Origin of the sequence: Kribbella pratensis (assembly GCF_004366075.1) — a bacterium.
GTDB classification, from domain to species: domain Bacteria; phylum Actinomycetota; class Actinomycetes; order Propionibacteriales; family Kribbellaceae; genus Kribbella; species Kribbella pratensis.
Genome location: NZ_SODU01000001.1, coordinates 1,950,890 through 1,965,898, shown reverse-complemented (window position 1 = coordinate 1,965,898; position 15,009 = coordinate 1,950,890). Strand labels below are relative to the sequence as shown.

The following is a 15,009-nucleotide window of genomic DNA, read 5'->3' as shown; positions in this document are numbered from 1 at the left end:
CTCTCGCGGCCCACCACCGTCCCCCGGGAGCACCGCCCGACGGACTCCCTGTCCCCCGACCGGTGGACAGACGTGTACGTACGAACAGGAGGTGGTGGGGTCAACCGGGTCGCGGGCGCCCGGGTTCAGGCGGGAGGAGTCGTGTACGTAGACGACTACGTCCTGTTCTTACGCACACCCACACGCCGGGGAGGCTGACGTGGACGGGCCATGGCGGTTAGGTTCGGGGAATGGCTCAGACGGTGCGTGGTGTGGTGGCGGCGGGCAAGGGTGCGCCGGTGTCGATCGAGGAGATCACGGTCCCGGATCCGGGTCCCGGGGAAGCGGTCGTGAAGGTGCAGGCGTGCGGGGTCTGCCACACGGATCTGCACTACCGCGAGGGCGGCATCAACGACGACTTTCCCTTCCTGTTAGGGCATGAGGCCGCGGGGATCGTGGAATCGGTCGGCGACGGCGTGACCGACGTACAGCCGGGTGACTTCGTCGTACTGAATTGGCGGGCCGTCTGCGGCAACTGCCGCGCCTGCTTACGCGGCCGGCCCTGGTACTGCTTCAACACGCACAACGCCAAGCAGAAGATGACGCTCGCGGACGGCACCGAGCTGAGCCCCGCACTCGGCATCGGAGCGTTCGCGGAGAAGACCCTGGTCGCGGCCGGGCAGTGCACCAAGGTCGACCCCGCCGCCAAGCCCGAGGTCGCGGGCCTGCTCGGCTGCGGCGTGATGGCCGGCCTCGGCGCCGCGCTCAACACGGGCAACGTCGGCCGCGGAGACACCGTCGCCGTGATCGGCTCGGGCGGCGTCGGTACGGCGGCTGTGGTCGGAGCACGCCTCGCCGGAGCCGCGAAGGTGATCGCGATCGACCTCGACGAGCGCAAGCTCACCACCGCGCAGGAGCTCGGCGCGACGCACACGATCAACTCCAAGGGGCTGGACCACGACGGGGTCGTCGCGGCGGTGCAGGAGCTGACCGGCGGGTTCGGCGCCGATGTGGTGATCGACGCAGTTGGTCGTCCGGAGACCTGGAAGCAGGCGTTCTACGCGCGCGACCTGGCCGGCACCGTGGTGCTGGTCGGCGTACCGACGCCGGACATGCGCCTCGACATGCCCCTCCTGGACTTCTTCGGCCGCGGCGGCTCCCTGAAGTCCAGCTGGTACGGCGACTGCCTCCCGTCTCGCGATTTCCCGATGCTGATCGACCTCCATCTCCAGGGCCGCCTGCCGCTGGATCGCTTCGTGTCCGAGACGATCGCGCTCGAGGACGTCGAGGACGCGTTCACGAAGATGCACCACGGCGACGTACTGCGGTCGGTCGTCCTGTTCTAGCGAGGAACCCGGCGGCGACGATGCCGATCGCCGCCGCCAGGGCGATCGCCCGGCTCGTGGCCGGGAACGAGTGCGTCGACAGGTACAACGTTCCGAAGATCGTGACGCCGCCGACCTGGCTCAGCTGCATGGCGGTGGTGAGGATGCCGCTCGCGTCGGCCGCGCGCGGCAGCGGGACGTGCGCCAGAGACTGGGTGACGAGCGGGCTCGCGGATAGACCCATGCCGGCCCCGGCCAGGAGCAGAGCCGGCCATTGGAACGGTCCGATGCCCGCGTAGCCGAGGGTGCAGAGCGCGAGGCCGACCGGGACGAGGAGGTGGTGCAGCCGGCTCGGGACCAGGCGCCAGAAGTAGCCGACCAGACCGAAGGTGACGGCGAACGGTAGCCAGGTCAGCCCGGCCCGCATGGCTGATTCACCGAGCTCGGTCTGCAGATGAAGGGTGAACGCAAACAGGAAGCCACCCATCGCCAGCAGCATGCACACCATCGTCAGGAGACCGGCCGGCAACCCGCGGGCGTGCAGGACCTCGAGGTTGAGCAACGGGTCGGCCGTACGGCGCTCGAACCGGACGAACACCGCCGCGACAACCACACCGGCGGCGATGCAGCCGAAGGTCCACAGCGGCCACCCGAGCTCGTGCCCGACCACCGCCGGCAGCACCATCAGCAGTACGGCGCAGGTCGACAACGCCAGCCCGGTCACGTCGAGGCGACGGGTTGCGGCCGGCCGGTCCGCCGGGATCGACTGCGGCACCAGGATCGCCAGGCAGATGCCGACCGGGACGTTGACCAGGAACACCGGGCGCCAGCCGGAGTCGAGAAGGTTCGCGCCGACCAGGAGGCCGCCTGCGATGAGCCCGGCGATCTGGCCGGCGGACAGCGTGACGCCGTACGCCGACAGCGCCTTGGCGCGGGCCGGTCCGGCGAAGTGGGCCTGGATGAGGCTCATGATCTGCGGCACCATGATCGCCGCGGCGACGCCCTGGACGAACCGGAACAGCACCAGCGGCAGGACCGCGGGCGCCAGCCCACAGGCGAGGGACGCGAGCGTGAAGAGGATCGCTCCGGTCAGGTACATCCGGCGGCGGCCGAAGAGGTCGCCGAGCCGGGCGCCGGTGATCAGCGTCATCGCGTACGCCACCAGGTAGCCGCCGACCACCAGTTGCAGCCAGGCGCCGGAGGCGTGGAACCCGGAGCCGATGGCAGGCATCGCGACATTCACGATGGACGTGTCGAGCAGCGCCATGAACTGGCCGAGCAGCAGGACGGCGAGCATCAGCCCGCGTCGGGTGCCGGCACCGACAGCGCGATCGGTGGTTACAACGGTCATCAGGTTTTCTCCCTCGTCTGCACGGGACGTGGGTGTATACCTGGCGCGTCGGCCGGATTCATCGGCGGCGGACCGATGATTTTCCCGTGGTTGCGCAGTACGTACTCCCGCAACCGGACTGTGGGAGGCTGACCTCGATGGACCGTGACGACTTCGACCGGCGGGCCGAGCCGTACCGGCACGAGCTGCTGGTGCACTGCTATCGCATGCTCGGATCGATTCACGACGCGGAAGACCTGGTGCAGGAGACCCTGCTGCGGGCGTGGCGGGCCTACGGCACGTACGACGAGCAGCGGGCCTCGATGCGGACGTGGCTGTACCGGATCGCCACGAACGCCTGCCTGACCGCGCTCAAAGGCAGAGGCCGTCGCGCGCTGCCCTCGGGGCTGGTGAGTGCGACCGAGGACGCCCAGGCGCCGATCGAGCTGTCGACGGACGTGTCATGGCTGCAGCCGTTCCCGACCGATCCCGCGGCGGCGATGGTCGCGCGGGGGAGCCTGCGGCTGGCCCTGATCGCCGCCATGCAGTACCTGCCGGCCCGGCAGCGGGCGGTCCTGGTACTTCGGGACGTCCTCGACTGGCCGGTCGCGGACATCGCCGAGGCGCTGGAGACGACGTCCGCGAGCGTGAACAGCGCGTTGCAGCGGGCCCGCGCCAAGCTCGCCGAGATCGACATCACCGAGGACGACGTCGACGAGCCTGCCGACCGGGAGATCAAGTCCGTCATCGACGACTACATCCGCGCGTTCGAGGCCGCCGACGTCGACGGCCTGACCCGGCTGCTCACCGACCAGGTCGTCCTCGAGATGCCGCCGGCCCCGCTCTGGTATGTCGGCCGCGATGCGTACGGCGAGTTCATGGCCCGCGTGTACGCGATGCGCGGCCCGGCCTGGCGACTGCTGCCCACGGTCGCCAACGACCAGCCGGCCGTCGGGGCCTACGTGCGCGGGGACGACGGTCGTTTCCACGCGCACAGCCTGCAGGTGTTCACGGTCGCCAAGGCCGGCATCACCCACAACGTGGTCTTCTTCGGCCAAGAGCTCTTCGCATACTTCGACCTGCCACTAGGCCTTGAATGAGATCCACAGGTCGGGGGTCGCGTCCGGCTTGCCGGCGATCGGGCGGGCCTCCTGGGTCCACACGTCGCCGGAGACCTCGGTCGCGACCCGCTGCCAGAACCTGACCGCCTTCTCGTTGTTCGCCTGGAACGCGACGTCGCACGGACCGGGGTGATGTGACAGCACTTCCTGGACCGCGCGCAGCCCGAACCCACTGCGCCGTACCGCACGCACCATGAAGAACGCGTTCAGCACGTGCACCGGCTGCTGCAGCGCTCGCATGAAGCAGAAGCCGACCGGGTTCTCGCCCAGCGAGATCAGGTACCCCGCCCACTCCGGATCGCCGGTGAGGACCTTCTCCAGCCACTCGGTGCGGAAGCTGCCGTCGGGTCGCGGGAGCTGGCCCTGGAACTCGGACATGTCGTGGCGGAACATCAGCCACAGCCGCTCCATCACCGGTCGGTCGGACGGCTGGACACGGCGCACCACGAGATCAGGCATGGGTCTCCTCAGAAACTTGTTTAGAACGCAGAAAAGCCTCCCGCCGGAAGGGTCCGGTACGGAAGGCTTACTGCGGTCAGTTTATCAGTCCCGTGGAGCGGTCTGCCCGGCGACCCAGCTCATGTCCGGGTAGCGGTTGCCGACCGGCGTGAGCTTCGACAGCGCCTCGACGTCAGCGGCGGACAGCGCGAGGTCGAGCGCCCCGAAGTTCTCCTCCAGGTACTTGCGCCGCTTCGTCCCCGGGATCGGCGCGACGTCGTTGCCCTGCGCAAGCACCCAGGCGAGTGCGACCTGTCCGGGTGTCGCGTCGTACCGTGCGGCCACCGCGCGGATCTCCTCGACCAGCGCGAGGTTCGCCTCCAGGTTGTCGCCGGAGAAGCGGGGGAGGGTACGGCGGAAGTCGTCGGCCGGGAGCTCCGTGGGCAGTGCGCCGGTGAGCATGCCGCGTCCGAGCGGCGAGTACGGCACGATCCCGATGCCGAGCTCGCGGCAGGCCGGCAGCACCGACTCCTCGATGTCCCGGCTGAACAGCGACCATTCGCTCTGCACGGCGGTGATCGGATGTACGGCGTGCGCCCGCCGGATCGTCTCCGCCGACGCCTCGGACAGCCCGAGGTACCGCACCTTCCCGGCTTCCACCAGCGACGCCATCGCGCCGACGGTCTCCTCGACGGGTACGTCGGGATCCATCCGGTGCTGGTAGTAGAGGTCGACGTGGTCGACGCCGAGCCGCTGGAGCGACGCGTCGATCGCGGACCGGACGTACTCCGGCGAACCGTTCACTCTGCGCACCGCCGGGTCCCGCGGGTCGCCGACGATGCCGAACTTCGTCGCGAGGAACACCTCGTCGCGGCGATCGGCGATGGTCCGGCCGACGAGCTCCTCGTTGGCTCCGAACCCGTACATGTCAGCGGTGTCGAGGAACGTGATGCCGAGGTCGAGCGCCCGGTGCAGCGTCGCGGCCGACTCGTTGTCGTCGGCCGCGCCGTACGCGAAGCTCATCCCCATACAGCCGAGTCCGAGCCGGCTGACCTCGGCGCCTTGGCTACCCAGTTTCATGATTTCTCCCATCGGAAGGCATGGCTCCGCCGGCCGAACGTGCGCAACGGTCGGCTGAGCTGAACGGTTGGTTACGGGGCGGCGGTGCCGCCGTACACGGTGATCTTGTAGTCGGTCACCGCGAGGGCGAGCTGCAGATCGCGCAGCTGCCGCTGGATCCGGTCACGGTGCTCCTGCATCAGGGCGAGCCGCTGGGGTGCGGTGTGGTCGCCCTCGAGCACCAGTTCCAGGTAGTGGCTGATCGTGCCGATCGGCATGCCGGAGGCACGCAGCCTGCTGATGAACACGATCCGCGCCATCGCCCGCCGGTCGTAGCTGCGGTACCCGGCGGTGTCCCGGCGTACGTCGACCAGGCCGATGCGCTCGTAGTACCGCAGGGTGTGCGCGGTCAGGCCGGTGAGCTCGGACGCCTCGGCGATCGACAGCTGTTCGGGCAGATCGTCCGGCAGCTCGAGCAGGCACAGCAGGTCCGGATCGATCGGCTCCAGCTCCGGGTGGTGTGCCGCGATGGCAGCCCGGCGGTCCGTGGCGAGCAGTTCGGTCGCGTTCATGTCTCCGACCGTATGCCTTGGAGCGCGCTCAAAGGCAAAGGTGACCTACGTCACTCGACCTTCTGGCATTCGGCGCAGGTGCCGAAGATTTCCAGGGTGTGGCTGATGTCGGCGTAGCCGTGCTCGGCCGCGACCTTGTCGGCCCAGCGCTCGACGGCGGGGCCCTCGACCTCGACGGTCCGGCCGCAGTTGCGGCAGACCAGGTGGTGGTGGTGACCCTTCGAGCAGCGCCGGTACGCCGTTTCGCCGTCGGCGGTGCGCAGTACGTCGACCTCGCGGGAGTCCGCGAGCGCCTGCAGGGTGCGGTAGACAGTGGTCAGGCCGACGGCCTCACCGGCGGACCGGAGCTCCTGGTGGATCTCCTGGGCGGTCCGGAAGTCGTCGATCTTGTCGAGCGCGAGCGCGACCGCCGCGCGTTGACGGGTCGAGCGTGTTCCGATAGCCACCGTTCCTCCTGACATCTCTCTACCGCCCTCCAGTCTCTCAGAACCCAGCAACTCAGTGCTCGTCCCAGTGATCCCCGTGCGCCGCGTGCAGGTGACCGTCGTGTACGTAGTCGACGTGGTCCCCGTGCTCGACCTTCTTGTGGCCACAGGCCGGGTTGTGCGCGTGCGGGTGCCCGGCACTCACCACATGTGGCTCCGGTGCCGGTACGCCGACCTCCGGCTCCTCATCCGCCAGCGGACGTGCCCGACCGGCCCGCCGACGCAACAGCGTCCCGACTGTCGCAGCCACCACGAACCCGGCCAGAGCCAGTACGACGATGGTCGCACCCGGTGCCACGTTCGCGTTGTACGACGTGACGATGCCGGCCAGACACGCCAGCACACCGATGACACACGCGGTGATGAACGTACTGCGGAACGACCGAGTGACCTGCTGCGCTGTGGCCACTGGAACGACCATGAGCGCACTGACCAGAAGCAGTCCCACAGTGCGCATTGCGACCGTCACAGTGACCGCAGCCATCACAGCGATCACCAGGTTGAGCAGCTGGACCCGGAGTCCCGTCGTACGGGCGAACTCCTCGTCCTGGCACACCGCGAACAGCTGTGGGCCCAGACCGATCGCTACGACCAGTACGGCGACTGCGAGGCCGACGACGACGTACAGGTCGCTCTGGGAGACCGTGGTGAGTGAACCGAACAGGTACGTGTTCAGCGTGGCTGCGCCCTGACCTGCGAGGCCGATGAGCAGCACGCCGCCCGCGATACCGCCGTAGAACAGGAGGGCGAGCGCTACGTCGCCAGTGGCCTTGCCGCGGGCGCGGACCAGCTCGATGGCGGTCGCGCCGGCGATCGAGACGATGATGGCGGTCAGCACAGGTGCGCTACCGGTGAGCAGACCGAGCGCCACACCGGTGATCGCGATGTGGCCGATGCCGTCACCCATCAGCGACAGCCGCCGCTGCACCAGGTACGTCCCGATAGCGGGCGCCGACAGCCCTGTGAGCAGCCCGGCGATCAGGGCCCGCTGCATGAACTCGAGCTGGAACATGGTCATGGGGCCTCCCGGCCTGGACTGAGGAGCGCAGGGAGCGAAGCGACCGAAGCGACGAGGGAAGGCCGGGAGTTACAGCCCCATGACCCGCCGCGCCGGAGGCGTGGCATCAGCAGAGTCATGAGGTCAGCCAACCGGGGTCGTCGTCGGTGTGGGAATGGTGGACGTGGGCGTGGGTCTGGGAGGCGTGCGGCGGGCCGTCGTACACGACGCGGCCGCGGCGCATCACGACCGAGCGGTCGATCAGGGCGTCCATCGGGCCGAGGTCGTGGCTCACCATCACCACGGTCGTGCCGCGGGTGACCCGCTCCCGGACCGCGTCGGCGAAGATCTGCTGGCTGGCCAGGTCCACGCCGGCCGTCGGCTCGTCGAGGATCAGCAGCTCCGGGTCGGACACCAGGGCCCGCGCGATCAGCACCCGCTGCTGCTGCCCGCCGGACAGCTCGGCGACCGCATCCTTCCGCCGGTCGGCCATGTCGACGACCTCGAGCGCGTCCTCGATCGCCTGCTTGCCGGCGGCACCGAGCGGGGCGAACATCCGCCGCTTCGAGAGCAGACCGGACGACACCACCTCGTACACGGTCGCCGGTACGCCGCCGGCCGCGGTGATGCGCTGCGGCACGTACCCGACCCGCCGCCACTCGCGGAACCGCGGGACCGGCGTCCCGAACAACCGGACCTCGCCACGCGCCGCCGGGAGCAGCCCGACGACGGTCTTGATCAGCGTGGACTTACCGGAGCCGTTGGTGCCGAGCACGGCGACCACCTCGCCCTGGCGGATCCGCAGGTCGATACCCCGAAGCACCAGACGGCCGCCCAGATCGACGGACAGATCGTCGACCTGGACGGCCCTGGCGGAGTCGTTCTCGGATGTCACGAGCAGCCGTTCGCCTTCTGCAGTTCTTGTAGGTTCTCCTGCATCAAGGTCAGGTACGTTTCCTTGGAGTTCGTGTCCGACAGGCCCTCGATCGGGCTCAGTACGGCGGTCTTGACGCCGACGTCCTTCGCGATCGTCTCGGCCACCTTCGGACTGACCAGCTCCTCGTAGAAGATGGTCGTCACGTGCTGGGCCTTCACGATGTCCTGGACCTCCTTGATCCGGGCCGGTGCCGGCTCCGCGTCGGGCGTGAACCCGGCGATCCCGACCATCGTCAGACCGTACCGCTTCGCGAGGTACGCGAACGCCTCGTGGCTGGTCACGAACGTCTTCAGCTTGCACGTCGCCAGACCCGTCTTGTACGCCGTGTCGAGCTTGCCGATCTGCTCGAGCAGCGCCTTCGCCCGCTCGTGGTACCCGGCGGCGTTGGCGCCGTCGACGCTCACGAGCTTGTCCTCGACCGCCTTGACGACCGCGGCGTACCGCACCGGGTCGAGCCAGAAGTGCGGGTCGAGGGCACTGTCCTTGTGGGCGGCCTTCTCTGCACCTTCCTCGTGCTCCTCGAAGTCCGCGCCGGTCGCCTCCAGCTGGGCGGCCGGGGTGATGTCGAATCCGGCGTCCTTCGCGTTCTGCTCGACGGCCTCGTCGACGGCCGGCTGCAGCTCCTTCTCGAAGACGACCAGCTTCGCCTCCGCGATCTCGCCGACCTGCTTGGGGGTCAGCTCGAGGTCGTGAGGCTCGACACCGGGCGCTGTCAGCGTGGTCACGTTCACCGCATCGCCCCCCACTGTGCGGGCGATGAACTCGAGCGGGTAGAACGAAGCCACGACGTCGAGCTTGCCGCCACCGGTGCCGTTGCCAGTGTCGTCGGCGGAGTCGCCGCACCCGGCCAGGGTGAGGGCGGCCAGGGCGGTGGCGCCGGCGAGGACAGCTCGAAGACCAGATTTCATGACAATCATTTTCATTTAATTGGAACTGATTGTCAAAACAGGGAGTTCACGATGGCCAGCCGCAACGTCGGGCGACGACGTGCCGACCACAAGGGCAACCGCCGACGGACACTCGCTATTCCGCAAGGACACGGCCACGGCCACGGTCACGGACACGGTCACGGCGACCACGTGGTCGACACCTCGGTGGTGAACTCCGACGCGGTCGTCGCTCGCCGCGTCCGGATCGTCGTCGCCGCGGTCCTCATCCCGCTGATCACCGCGGCCGTGGTGCTGATGATCGCGCTCTGGCCGGGCGGGGGAGTGAAGGTCGACTCGTACCAGACCAGCACCGCCCGCGGCGAGGTCACCGCGATCAAGGCCTGCCCGGACCCGAAGGACAAGTGCGAGCTGGCCACGGTCAAGTTGAGCAACGGTCCGGACAAGGGGAAGGCGGTGCCGGTCGAGGTGCCGAGCGCCGGCCAGACCCCGTTCGCGATCAAGGCCGGTCAGTCGGTGATGCTCGGCATCCAGGAGGGCGCGCCGCTCGACCAGCGCTACCAGTACGTCGACCACGACCGGTCGAAACCGCTGCTGATCCTCGCGGTGATCTTCGCGATCGCCGTGGTCGCGCTGTCCCGGTGGCGGGGGTTCGCCGCCCTGATCGCGCTGGGGGTGACCGCCGTGATGCTCACCCAGTTCATCCTGCCGGCGATCCTGAAGGGCTCGAATCCGCTGGTGGTCGCCGTCGTCGGCGGGGCCGTGATCATGACGATCGCGGTGTTCCTCACGCACGGGGTCAATGCGGAGTCGTCGATCGCGCTGGCCGGGACGATCGCCGCGCTCGGGCTGACCGTGCTGCTCGGCTGGTTCTTCGCCAAGTTCTCGCAATTGAGCGGGCTGGCGGCCGAGGGTGCGTCCACGGCCAAGTCGTTCGCGCCCAACCTCGATCTGACCGGTCTGCTGGTGGCAGGGATGGTGATCGGAGCGTTGGGGGTCCTCGACGACGTCACGGTCACGCAGGCGGCCGCCGTGTGGGAGTTGTCCGCCGCCAACCCCGCGGCGAGCCGCCGTGAGCTGATGTCCGCGGGCCTGCGGATCGGCCGGACCCACGTCGCTTCCGTGGTCAACACGCTGGTTCTCGCGTACGCCGGTGCCGCGATGCCGGTGCTGATCGTGTTCGCGATCCAGGACCTGCCCACGCTGTCCGTGCTCTCGACCGAGTCGGTCGCGATGGAGGTGGTCCGCGGTCTCGTCGGCAGCCTCGGGATCATCGCGGCTGTCCCGCTCACCACCGCACTCGCCGCAATGGCAGTCGCGGACCGCTCCCGCGAACTGGTCGCCGACGCCGAACGGCTCTAACCGAAAATCAGCCCTTCCGCCCAGCCCGCAAGACTTCTACAGTGCAAATAGGTCACGGAGAGTCCGCCCGCACTCACCTTCCGCGACCTAACGGGGTGAGGAGCGCGGATGAGGTTCTGTCATCGGGACGGGTCTACCGTTCATCTGGGGTACTGCGCGACGGTGCATCCGGCCGCGGAGCTCGAGGAGCTGATCGCCGGTCTCGACAGCTGCGCGGGCGCGGTCCGCTCGGCACTCGGCGTACCCGTCCTCGGGGTCGGCCTGTGGTTTCCGCATCGGCTCGCCGATCGTCTCGCGAACTCGCCGGCCGCGCTCAGCAAGCTTCGCCGGGCGTTGCAGCGCAACCGGCTCGAGGTCGTGACGCTGAACGGCACACCGCACGCACAGTTCGCCGACAAGGTCGTCGGTACGAAGCTGTACTGCCCCGACTGGACCGACCCGGAGCGACTCCGCTACACCTTCGACCTGATCGACGTGCTGGCCGAACTACTCCCCACCGACGTCGCGTACGGATCGATCTCGACCGTGCCGCTCGGCTGGCGGGTGCCGTGGTCGAAGGAGCGGAACCGTGCCGCGCGCGAGTCGATCGATCGCGTCGAACAGCACCTGGCCCGGACCGAGGTCAGGACCGGCCGCAGGATCCGGATCGCCGTCGAGACCGAGCCGGGCTGCGTCCTCGAGATGATCGGCCAGGCCGCCGCGTGGCTGGACCGCTACTCCAGCCCGTACGGCGGTGCGTCGCGTATCGGACTGGGGCTCGACACCTGTCATCTCGCTGTGCAGTTCGAGGATCCGGCCGAGTCGTTCGAGCTGCTGTGGCGAGCGGGTGTGGATGTGGTCAAGGCGCAGCTGTCCCTGGCCCCGACGCTCGTGGACCCGGGGGACGCGTCCGGTCGGTACGTACTCAGTCAGCTCGGCACACCGAAGTACCTGCGCCAGGTGCGTGAGTGGGGCGGACCTGGGGTGGACGACGTGGCACAGGCCTACGAACTGTCCGGTCACGCCGCTTGGCGGATGCACGCCCACCTGGCGGCCCATGCTGCGCCACCAGATCCGTTGAGCGCGACAACCGGCGTACTGGACGACTGTCTGACCAGACTGGTCGGTGGTGGGCATCCACTCACGCACCACCTGGAATCAGAGGTGTACGTGTGGCCGCGTGCTGCCAGAACCCAGCAGGCGTTGGCGAAACGGATCGCCAAGGAGCTGACCTGGCTACGCGACCGCCTGACCGCCCTTGGACTGAATGAGGTCTGAGTAGTCGGGGAGTGGTACGGCCGTCAGTGCCTTGCCGGCGGCGTTTCGCGACCAGATGAGCCGCTGCACCGGGACCGGCAGCTTCGATACGGCGGCAGCCGCGAACGGCATCAGTTCGAGAGCCGCACGTCCACCGGGAATGATCCCGCGCATCGTGGTCGGTCCGATCGCCCGGGTGAGCTCGACATGTCGCCGTACGGCCTTCTCGTAGTTCTTCAGGCCGGACGGCGGATCGCTGCGGGCCGCGGCCAGCTCACCGGCGAGGATGTACGCCGTCACCATCGCGAGACTGGTGCCGCCGCCCACGGCCGGGCCCGGGCAGAACCCTGCGTCACCGACAAGGGCGATGCGGCCGCGCTGCCAGCTGTCGAGCGTGATCTGCGTGATCGAGTCGAAGTAGAAGTCGTCGGCCGTGTCCAAGTGCTCCAAGAGCTGGGGCACCTTCCAGCCGTAGTCGCCGAACTCCTTCACCAGTAAGGCCTTCTGTTGCTCCTTGTCCCGGTAGTCGTACCGCAGTTCCTCCCGCTTCCGGAACAGGAACGTCGCGCGCTCCTGACCGGTCTGGTAGACGCCGTACGCGCCGCACAGCTTGTCGACGCTGAGGTGGCCCAGCATCCGGTCGCCGAGACCGAGCACCGGCGGCATCGAGTACACGGCGAGGTAGCCGCCGAGTGGCCGGCGCATCGACTCCTCGGGGCCGAAGGCGAGTCGCCGGACGTTCGAGTGCAAGCCGTCCGCGCCGATCACCAGGTCGAAGCGGCGCTCCCGGCCGGAGTCGAAGGTGACGTCGACTCCGGCGCCGTCGTCGTGCAGGGTTGCGATCGAGTCGCCGAACAGGTACTCGGCGGTGTCGCGGGTCGCGTCGTACAGGATCTTGGTGAGCTCGCCGCGGAGGATCTCCACGTGATCGCTCGAGATGCCGGCGTACAGGCGGGTGAGGTCGATGTGCACCGGTCGCCGGCCGAACCGCTCGATCGTCATCGTGTCGAGCCGGGTGCGGGACGCCTCGATCGCGTCGAGCCGCCCCATCCGGCGGGCGACCTCGGCGGCCGGGCCGAACAGGTCGACCGCGTGGCCGCCGAGGCCGTGCCGTCCGGCCGGTGTGCGTTCGACGAGCGTCGGCTCGAAGCCGTAGCGGTGCAGCCAGTGGGCGAGGACCGGGCCGGCCACGCTCGCACCCGAGATCAGGACCTTCATGGCGCCTCCCTGACGTTTGTTTACTTATCGGAAGGTAAGTAAACGACAGCGGGGTTGTCAATGGCTTACTTACCGGAAGGTCAGCTAATCTTCCGGGTATGCCGAGACAACGGACCGGTGACACCCGGGCGCGGATCCAGCAGGCCGCGCTGGAGCTGTTCGCCGAGCGCGGGATGCAGCAGACCAGCCTGCGCGACATCGCCGATCGCCTCGGCGTCACCAAGCCGGCGCTGTACTACCACTTCGCGTCCCGCGAGGACCTGCTGAACAGCCTGGTCGAGCCGATGATCGCCGAGTTCGAGGCGTACGCCGCGGCGCAACAGGCGGCCGCCCCGATCCCGCCGCGGGAACTGCTCGGCTCGTACTTCGACCTCGCCTACCGGCACCGCGCGCTGATCCAGCTCGCGATCCGCGACCTCTCGGTGCTGCACGAACTGAAGCTCGCCGAGCGCTTCATCGAGTGGCGCGGCACACTCGCGGAACTGCTGATCGGCACCAGCCCGTCGCTGTCCGACGTGGTCCGCTGCATGGTCGCGCTCGGCGGACTGTCCGACTGCGCGGTGATGATCGACCACGAGCCCGTCGCCGAACTCCGTGAGGCTGCGGTCGAAGCGGCGTACGACAGTCTCGGTCGCCCTGACTAACCGGTGGCGATCCGCGAGACCGCGAACAGCAGGATGACGAGGATCGAGAAGATCCGCAGGAACCGCGGTCCGGCCGTCGTCACCGCCGGCCACGACAGGAACGCCAGCCAGCCGAGCAGCAGCGCCAGCAGCACCAACGCCGGCACCCCCACGGGCACCGGCGCGAACACTCCGACCAACGCCAGCAGGAGCGTGATCCCCGGCAGGGTCAGCTTCGGTGCGGCATGCAGCTTCGCGACGTACGGGTAACTGACCTTCGTGATCCGCTGCCGCAACGGACTGCTCGGGGTGCTCATGCCGCCATTGTTCCAGGTGCGGGAACCGCTACGGGGTCAGCCGGTAGAACCGCCAGAACGGGTGGTCGATCGGCAGTACGTCGACCGTACCGAACCCGGCCCTTCCGGCGAGCTGACGCAACCGGTCCGGCCGCAGCATCGTGCCGACGACCTCCGAGTCCTCGTCGACCCGTCCCTGTGGCGTGCACCAGATGACGCTGGCAGCAGCCAGGAACCGCTGTACCTCGTCGCCCGGCGCCGCCAGTACCTCGTCCGCACGCTCGTCCATGACGATCACCGAACCGCCTGGTGCGAGGGCCTCGCGGGCGGCGGTCAGCGCCTCGACCGGGTGCGCGAAGTCGTGCAGGCACTCGAAGAACGTCACCACGTCGTACGGCGTCCCACCCGCGGCGATCGCGGTGATGTCGCGGACCTCGAAGTCGACGCGGTCGGCCACACCTTGCTCCGCGGCGTTCCGGCGAGCCCGGGTGATCGAGTCCTCGTCGTTGTCGTAACCGTCCACGCGGACCGCCGGGTACGCCTTCGCGAGCTCGATCGCCGACCAGCCCGCACCGGTCCCGAGGTCGGCGACCCGCGCGCCGCGGGACAGGACGTCGTGCAGGCCGGGAACAGCCGGGACCCACTCCGCGATGAGCGAGTTGGCGTACGCGGGCCGGTTCAGGGCCTCCTGCGCGATGACAGCCTCCTGGCCGTACGCCGCGTACGGCACGCCGGCGCCGGTCCGAAAAGCCTCCACCAGTTGCGGGAACGCGTGGCCGACGGCGGGCAGGATCGCGGCCAGACCGCCGGCGAAGAAGGGGTTCGCGGGGTCGAGAAGTGTCTCCCGGATTCCCGGCGCGAGCTCGTAGCGATCTGTCCAGACGTCGGTCCCGTCGATCGTGAGCAGGCCGCTGATCGCCTGTGACTGCAGCCATTCGACGAGATACCGGTGATCGAGACCGGTCCGGTCGGCGAGCTCGGTGGCGGTAGTCGGACCGGCGTCGCCGATTGCCCGGTAGAGACCGTGGATGTCGCCGAGGTAGATCGTGTACAGCTCGGCCGCGCCGAGCGCCGCACCGAACATCCGCCCGACCAGTGCCTCCGCGGCAGCGGAGTCGGTTGTGGCCGTGTCAGTTGTCGTCAT

General features: G+C 68.8%; 16 protein-coding genes. 5 read left to right on the top strand and 11 right to left on the bottom strand.

Features of this window, described 5'->3' with window-relative positions:
* Positions 1-230 precede the first annotated feature (230 nt).
* Positions 231-1,325: an S-(hydroxymethyl)mycothiol dehydrogenase gene (locus tag EV137_RS09320; RefSeq protein ID WP_134127865.1), complete on the top strand. Its 1,095-nt coding sequence runs from the start codon at positions 231-233 to the stop codon at positions 1,323-1,325.
* On the opposite strand, the gene EV137_RS09315 is transcribed toward EV137_RS09320, so the two are convergent.
* A complete protein-coding gene (locus EV137_RS09315) occupies positions 1,276-2,655 on the bottom strand; it encodes an MFS transporter (RefSeq protein ID WP_134127863.1) in 1,380 nt (459 codons plus the stop codon). The genes EV137_RS09320 and EV137_RS09315 overlap by 50 nt on opposite strands.
* A gap of 137 nt (positions 2,656-2,792) precedes the next feature.
* On the opposite strand from EV137_RS09315, the gene EV137_RS09310 reads away from it, so the two are divergent.
* A complete protein-coding gene (locus EV137_RS09310; RefSeq protein WP_134127861.1) occupies positions 2,793-3,734 on the top strand; it encodes a sigma-70 family RNA polymerase sigma factor in 942 nt (313 codons plus the stop codon).
* On the opposite strand, the gene EV137_RS09305 is transcribed toward EV137_RS09310, so the two are convergent.
* The 7 genes from EV137_RS09305 to EV137_RS09275 all read right to left on the bottom strand — a co-directional run bounded on the left by EV137_RS09305 (position 3,720) and on the right by EV137_RS09275 (position 9,151).
* Positions 3,720-4,214 (bottom strand): GNAT family N-acetyltransferase, encoded by a 495-nt coding sequence (locus EV137_RS09305; protein ID WP_134127859.1) that lies wholly within the window; start codon positions 4,212-4,214, stop codon positions 3,720-3,722. The genes EV137_RS09310 and EV137_RS09305 overlap by 15 nt on opposite strands.
* A gap of 84 nt (positions 4,215-4,298) precedes the next feature.
* Positions 4,299-5,273: an aldo/keto reductase gene (locus tag EV137_RS09300; protein WP_202870852.1), complete on the bottom strand. Its 975-nt coding sequence runs from the start codon at positions 5,271-5,273 to the stop codon at positions 4,299-4,301.
* Positions 5,274-5,344: 71 nt separating this feature from the next.
* Entirely contained in the window at positions 5,345-5,824 is a 480-nt protein-coding gene (locus EV137_RS09295) for a MerR family transcriptional regulator (protein WP_133999993.1), read from the bottom strand.
* A gap of 50 nt (positions 5,825-5,874) precedes the next feature.
* On the bottom strand, positions 5,875-6,270 hold the full coding sequence (locus EV137_RS09290) for a Fur family transcriptional regulator (protein WP_238175187.1): 396 nt from the start codon (positions 6,268-6,270) through the stop codon (positions 5,875-5,877).
* A 52-nt stretch (positions 6,271-6,322) separates the two neighbouring features.
* Positions 6,323-7,327: a metal ABC transporter permease gene (locus EV137_RS09285; protein WP_133999990.1), complete on the bottom strand. Its 1,005-nt coding sequence runs from the start codon at positions 7,325-7,327 to the stop codon at positions 6,323-6,325.
* A gap of 115 nt (positions 7,328-7,442) precedes the next feature.
* Positions 7,443-8,201 carry a metal ABC transporter ATP-binding protein gene (locus EV137_RS09280; RefSeq protein WP_202870851.1) on the bottom strand — a complete coding sequence of 253 codons (759 nt, stop codon included), beginning with the start codon at positions 8,199-8,201 and terminating at the stop codon, positions 7,443-7,445.
* Positions 8,198-9,151, bottom strand: a complete 954-nt coding sequence (locus EV137_RS09275) for a metal ABC transporter substrate-binding protein (protein WP_134127853.1) — start codon at positions 9,149-9,151, stop codon at positions 8,198-8,200. The genes EV137_RS09280 and EV137_RS09275 overlap by 4 nt, the downstream gene beginning before the upstream one ends.
* Before the next feature lie 51 nt (positions 9,152-9,202).
* On the opposite strand from EV137_RS09275, the gene EV137_RS09270 reads away from it, so the two are divergent.
* Together EV137_RS09270 and eboE are read left to right on the top strand one after the other, a co-directional pair.
* Positions 9,203-10,492 (top strand): YibE/F family protein, encoded by a 1,290-nt coding sequence (locus EV137_RS09270; protein WP_134127851.1) that lies wholly within the window; start codon positions 9,203-9,205, stop codon positions 10,490-10,492.
* 108 nt (positions 10,493-10,600) lie between these two features.
* Positions 10,601-11,749: a metabolite traffic protein EboE gene (eboE, locus tag EV137_RS09265; protein WP_134127848.1), complete on the top strand. Its 1,149-nt coding sequence runs from the start codon at positions 10,601-10,603 to the stop codon at positions 11,747-11,749.
* Here the strand turns inward: eboE and EV137_RS09260 are convergent.
* Positions 11,708-12,946, bottom strand: a complete 1,239-nt coding sequence (locus tag EV137_RS09260) for an FAD-dependent monooxygenase (RefSeq protein ID WP_134127846.1) — start codon at positions 12,944-12,946, stop codon at positions 11,708-11,710. The genes eboE and EV137_RS09260 overlap by 42 nt on opposite strands.
* Positions 12,947-13,044: 98 nt before the next feature.
* Between EV137_RS09260 and EV137_RS09255 the strand changes: the two genes are divergently transcribed.
* A complete protein-coding gene (locus tag EV137_RS09255; protein WP_133999971.1) occupies positions 13,045-13,590 on the top strand; it encodes a TetR/AcrR family transcriptional regulator in 546 nt (181 codons plus the stop codon).
* On the opposite strand, the gene EV137_RS09250 is transcribed toward EV137_RS09255, so the two are convergent.
* A complete protein-coding gene (locus EV137_RS09250) occupies positions 13,587-13,886 on the bottom strand; it encodes a DUF6703 family protein (protein WP_134127844.1) in 300 nt (99 codons plus the stop codon). The genes EV137_RS09255 and EV137_RS09250 overlap by 4 nt on opposite strands.
* Positions 13,887-13,914: 28 nt before the next feature.
* On the bottom strand, positions 13,915-15,009 hold the full coding sequence (locus tag EV137_RS09245) for a class I SAM-dependent methyltransferase (protein ID WP_166679808.1): 1,095 nt from the start codon (positions 15,007-15,009) through the stop codon (positions 13,915-13,917).

Bases quoted from the DNA above. Each gene is read 5' to 3' on its own strand.
- EV137_RS09320 (WP_134127865.1), top strand. From the start codon at position 231: ATGGCTCAGACGGTGCGTGGTGTGGTGGCGGCGGGCAAGGGTGCGCCG.
- EV137_RS09315 (WP_134127863.1), bottom strand. From the start codon at position 2,655: ATGACCGTTGTAACCACCGATCGCGCTGTCGGTGCCGGCACCCGACGC.
- EV137_RS09310 (WP_134127861.1), top strand. From the start codon at position 2,793: ATGGACCGTGACGACTTCGACCGGCGGGCCGAGCCGTACCGGCACGAG.
- EV137_RS09305 (WP_134127859.1), bottom strand. From the start codon at position 4,214: ATGCCTGATCTCGTGGTGCGCCGTGTCCAGCCGTCCGACCGACCGGTG.
- EV137_RS09300 (WP_202870852.1), bottom strand. From the start codon at position 5,273: ATGAAACTGGGTAGCCAAGGCGCCGAGGTCAGCCGGCTCGGACTCGGC.
- EV137_RS09295 (WP_133999993.1), bottom strand. From the start codon at position 5,824: ATGAACGCGACCGAACTGCTCGCCACGGACCGCCGGGCTGCCATCGCG.
- EV137_RS09285 (WP_133999990.1), bottom strand. From the start codon at position 7,327: ATGACCATGTTCCAGCTCGAGTTCATGCAGCGGGCCCTGATCGCCGGG.
- EV137_RS09275 (WP_134127853.1), bottom strand. From the start codon at position 9,151: ATGAAATCTGGTCTTCGAGCTGTCCTCGCCGGCGCCACCGCCCTGGCC.
- EV137_RS09270 (WP_134127851.1), top strand. From the start codon at position 9,203: ATGGCCAGCCGCAACGTCGGGCGACGACGTGCCGACCACAAGGGCAAC.
- eboE (WP_134127848.1), top strand. From the start codon at position 10,601: ATGAGGTTCTGTCATCGGGACGGGTCTACCGTTCATCTGGGGTACTGC.
- EV137_RS09260 (WP_134127846.1), bottom strand. From the start codon at position 12,946: ATGAAGGTCCTGATCTCGGGTGCGAGCGTGGCCGGCCCGGTCCTCGCC.
- EV137_RS09255 (WP_133999971.1), top strand. From the start codon at position 13,045: ATGCCGAGACAACGGACCGGTGACACCCGGGCGCGGATCCAGCAGGCC.
- EV137_RS09250 (WP_134127844.1), bottom strand. From the start codon at position 13,886: ATGAGCACCCCGAGCAGTCCGTTGCGGCAGCGGATCACGAAGGTCAGT.
- EV137_RS09245 (WP_166679808.1), bottom strand. From the start codon at position 15,009: ATGACGACAACTGACACGGCCACAACCGACTCCGCTGCCGCGGAGGCA.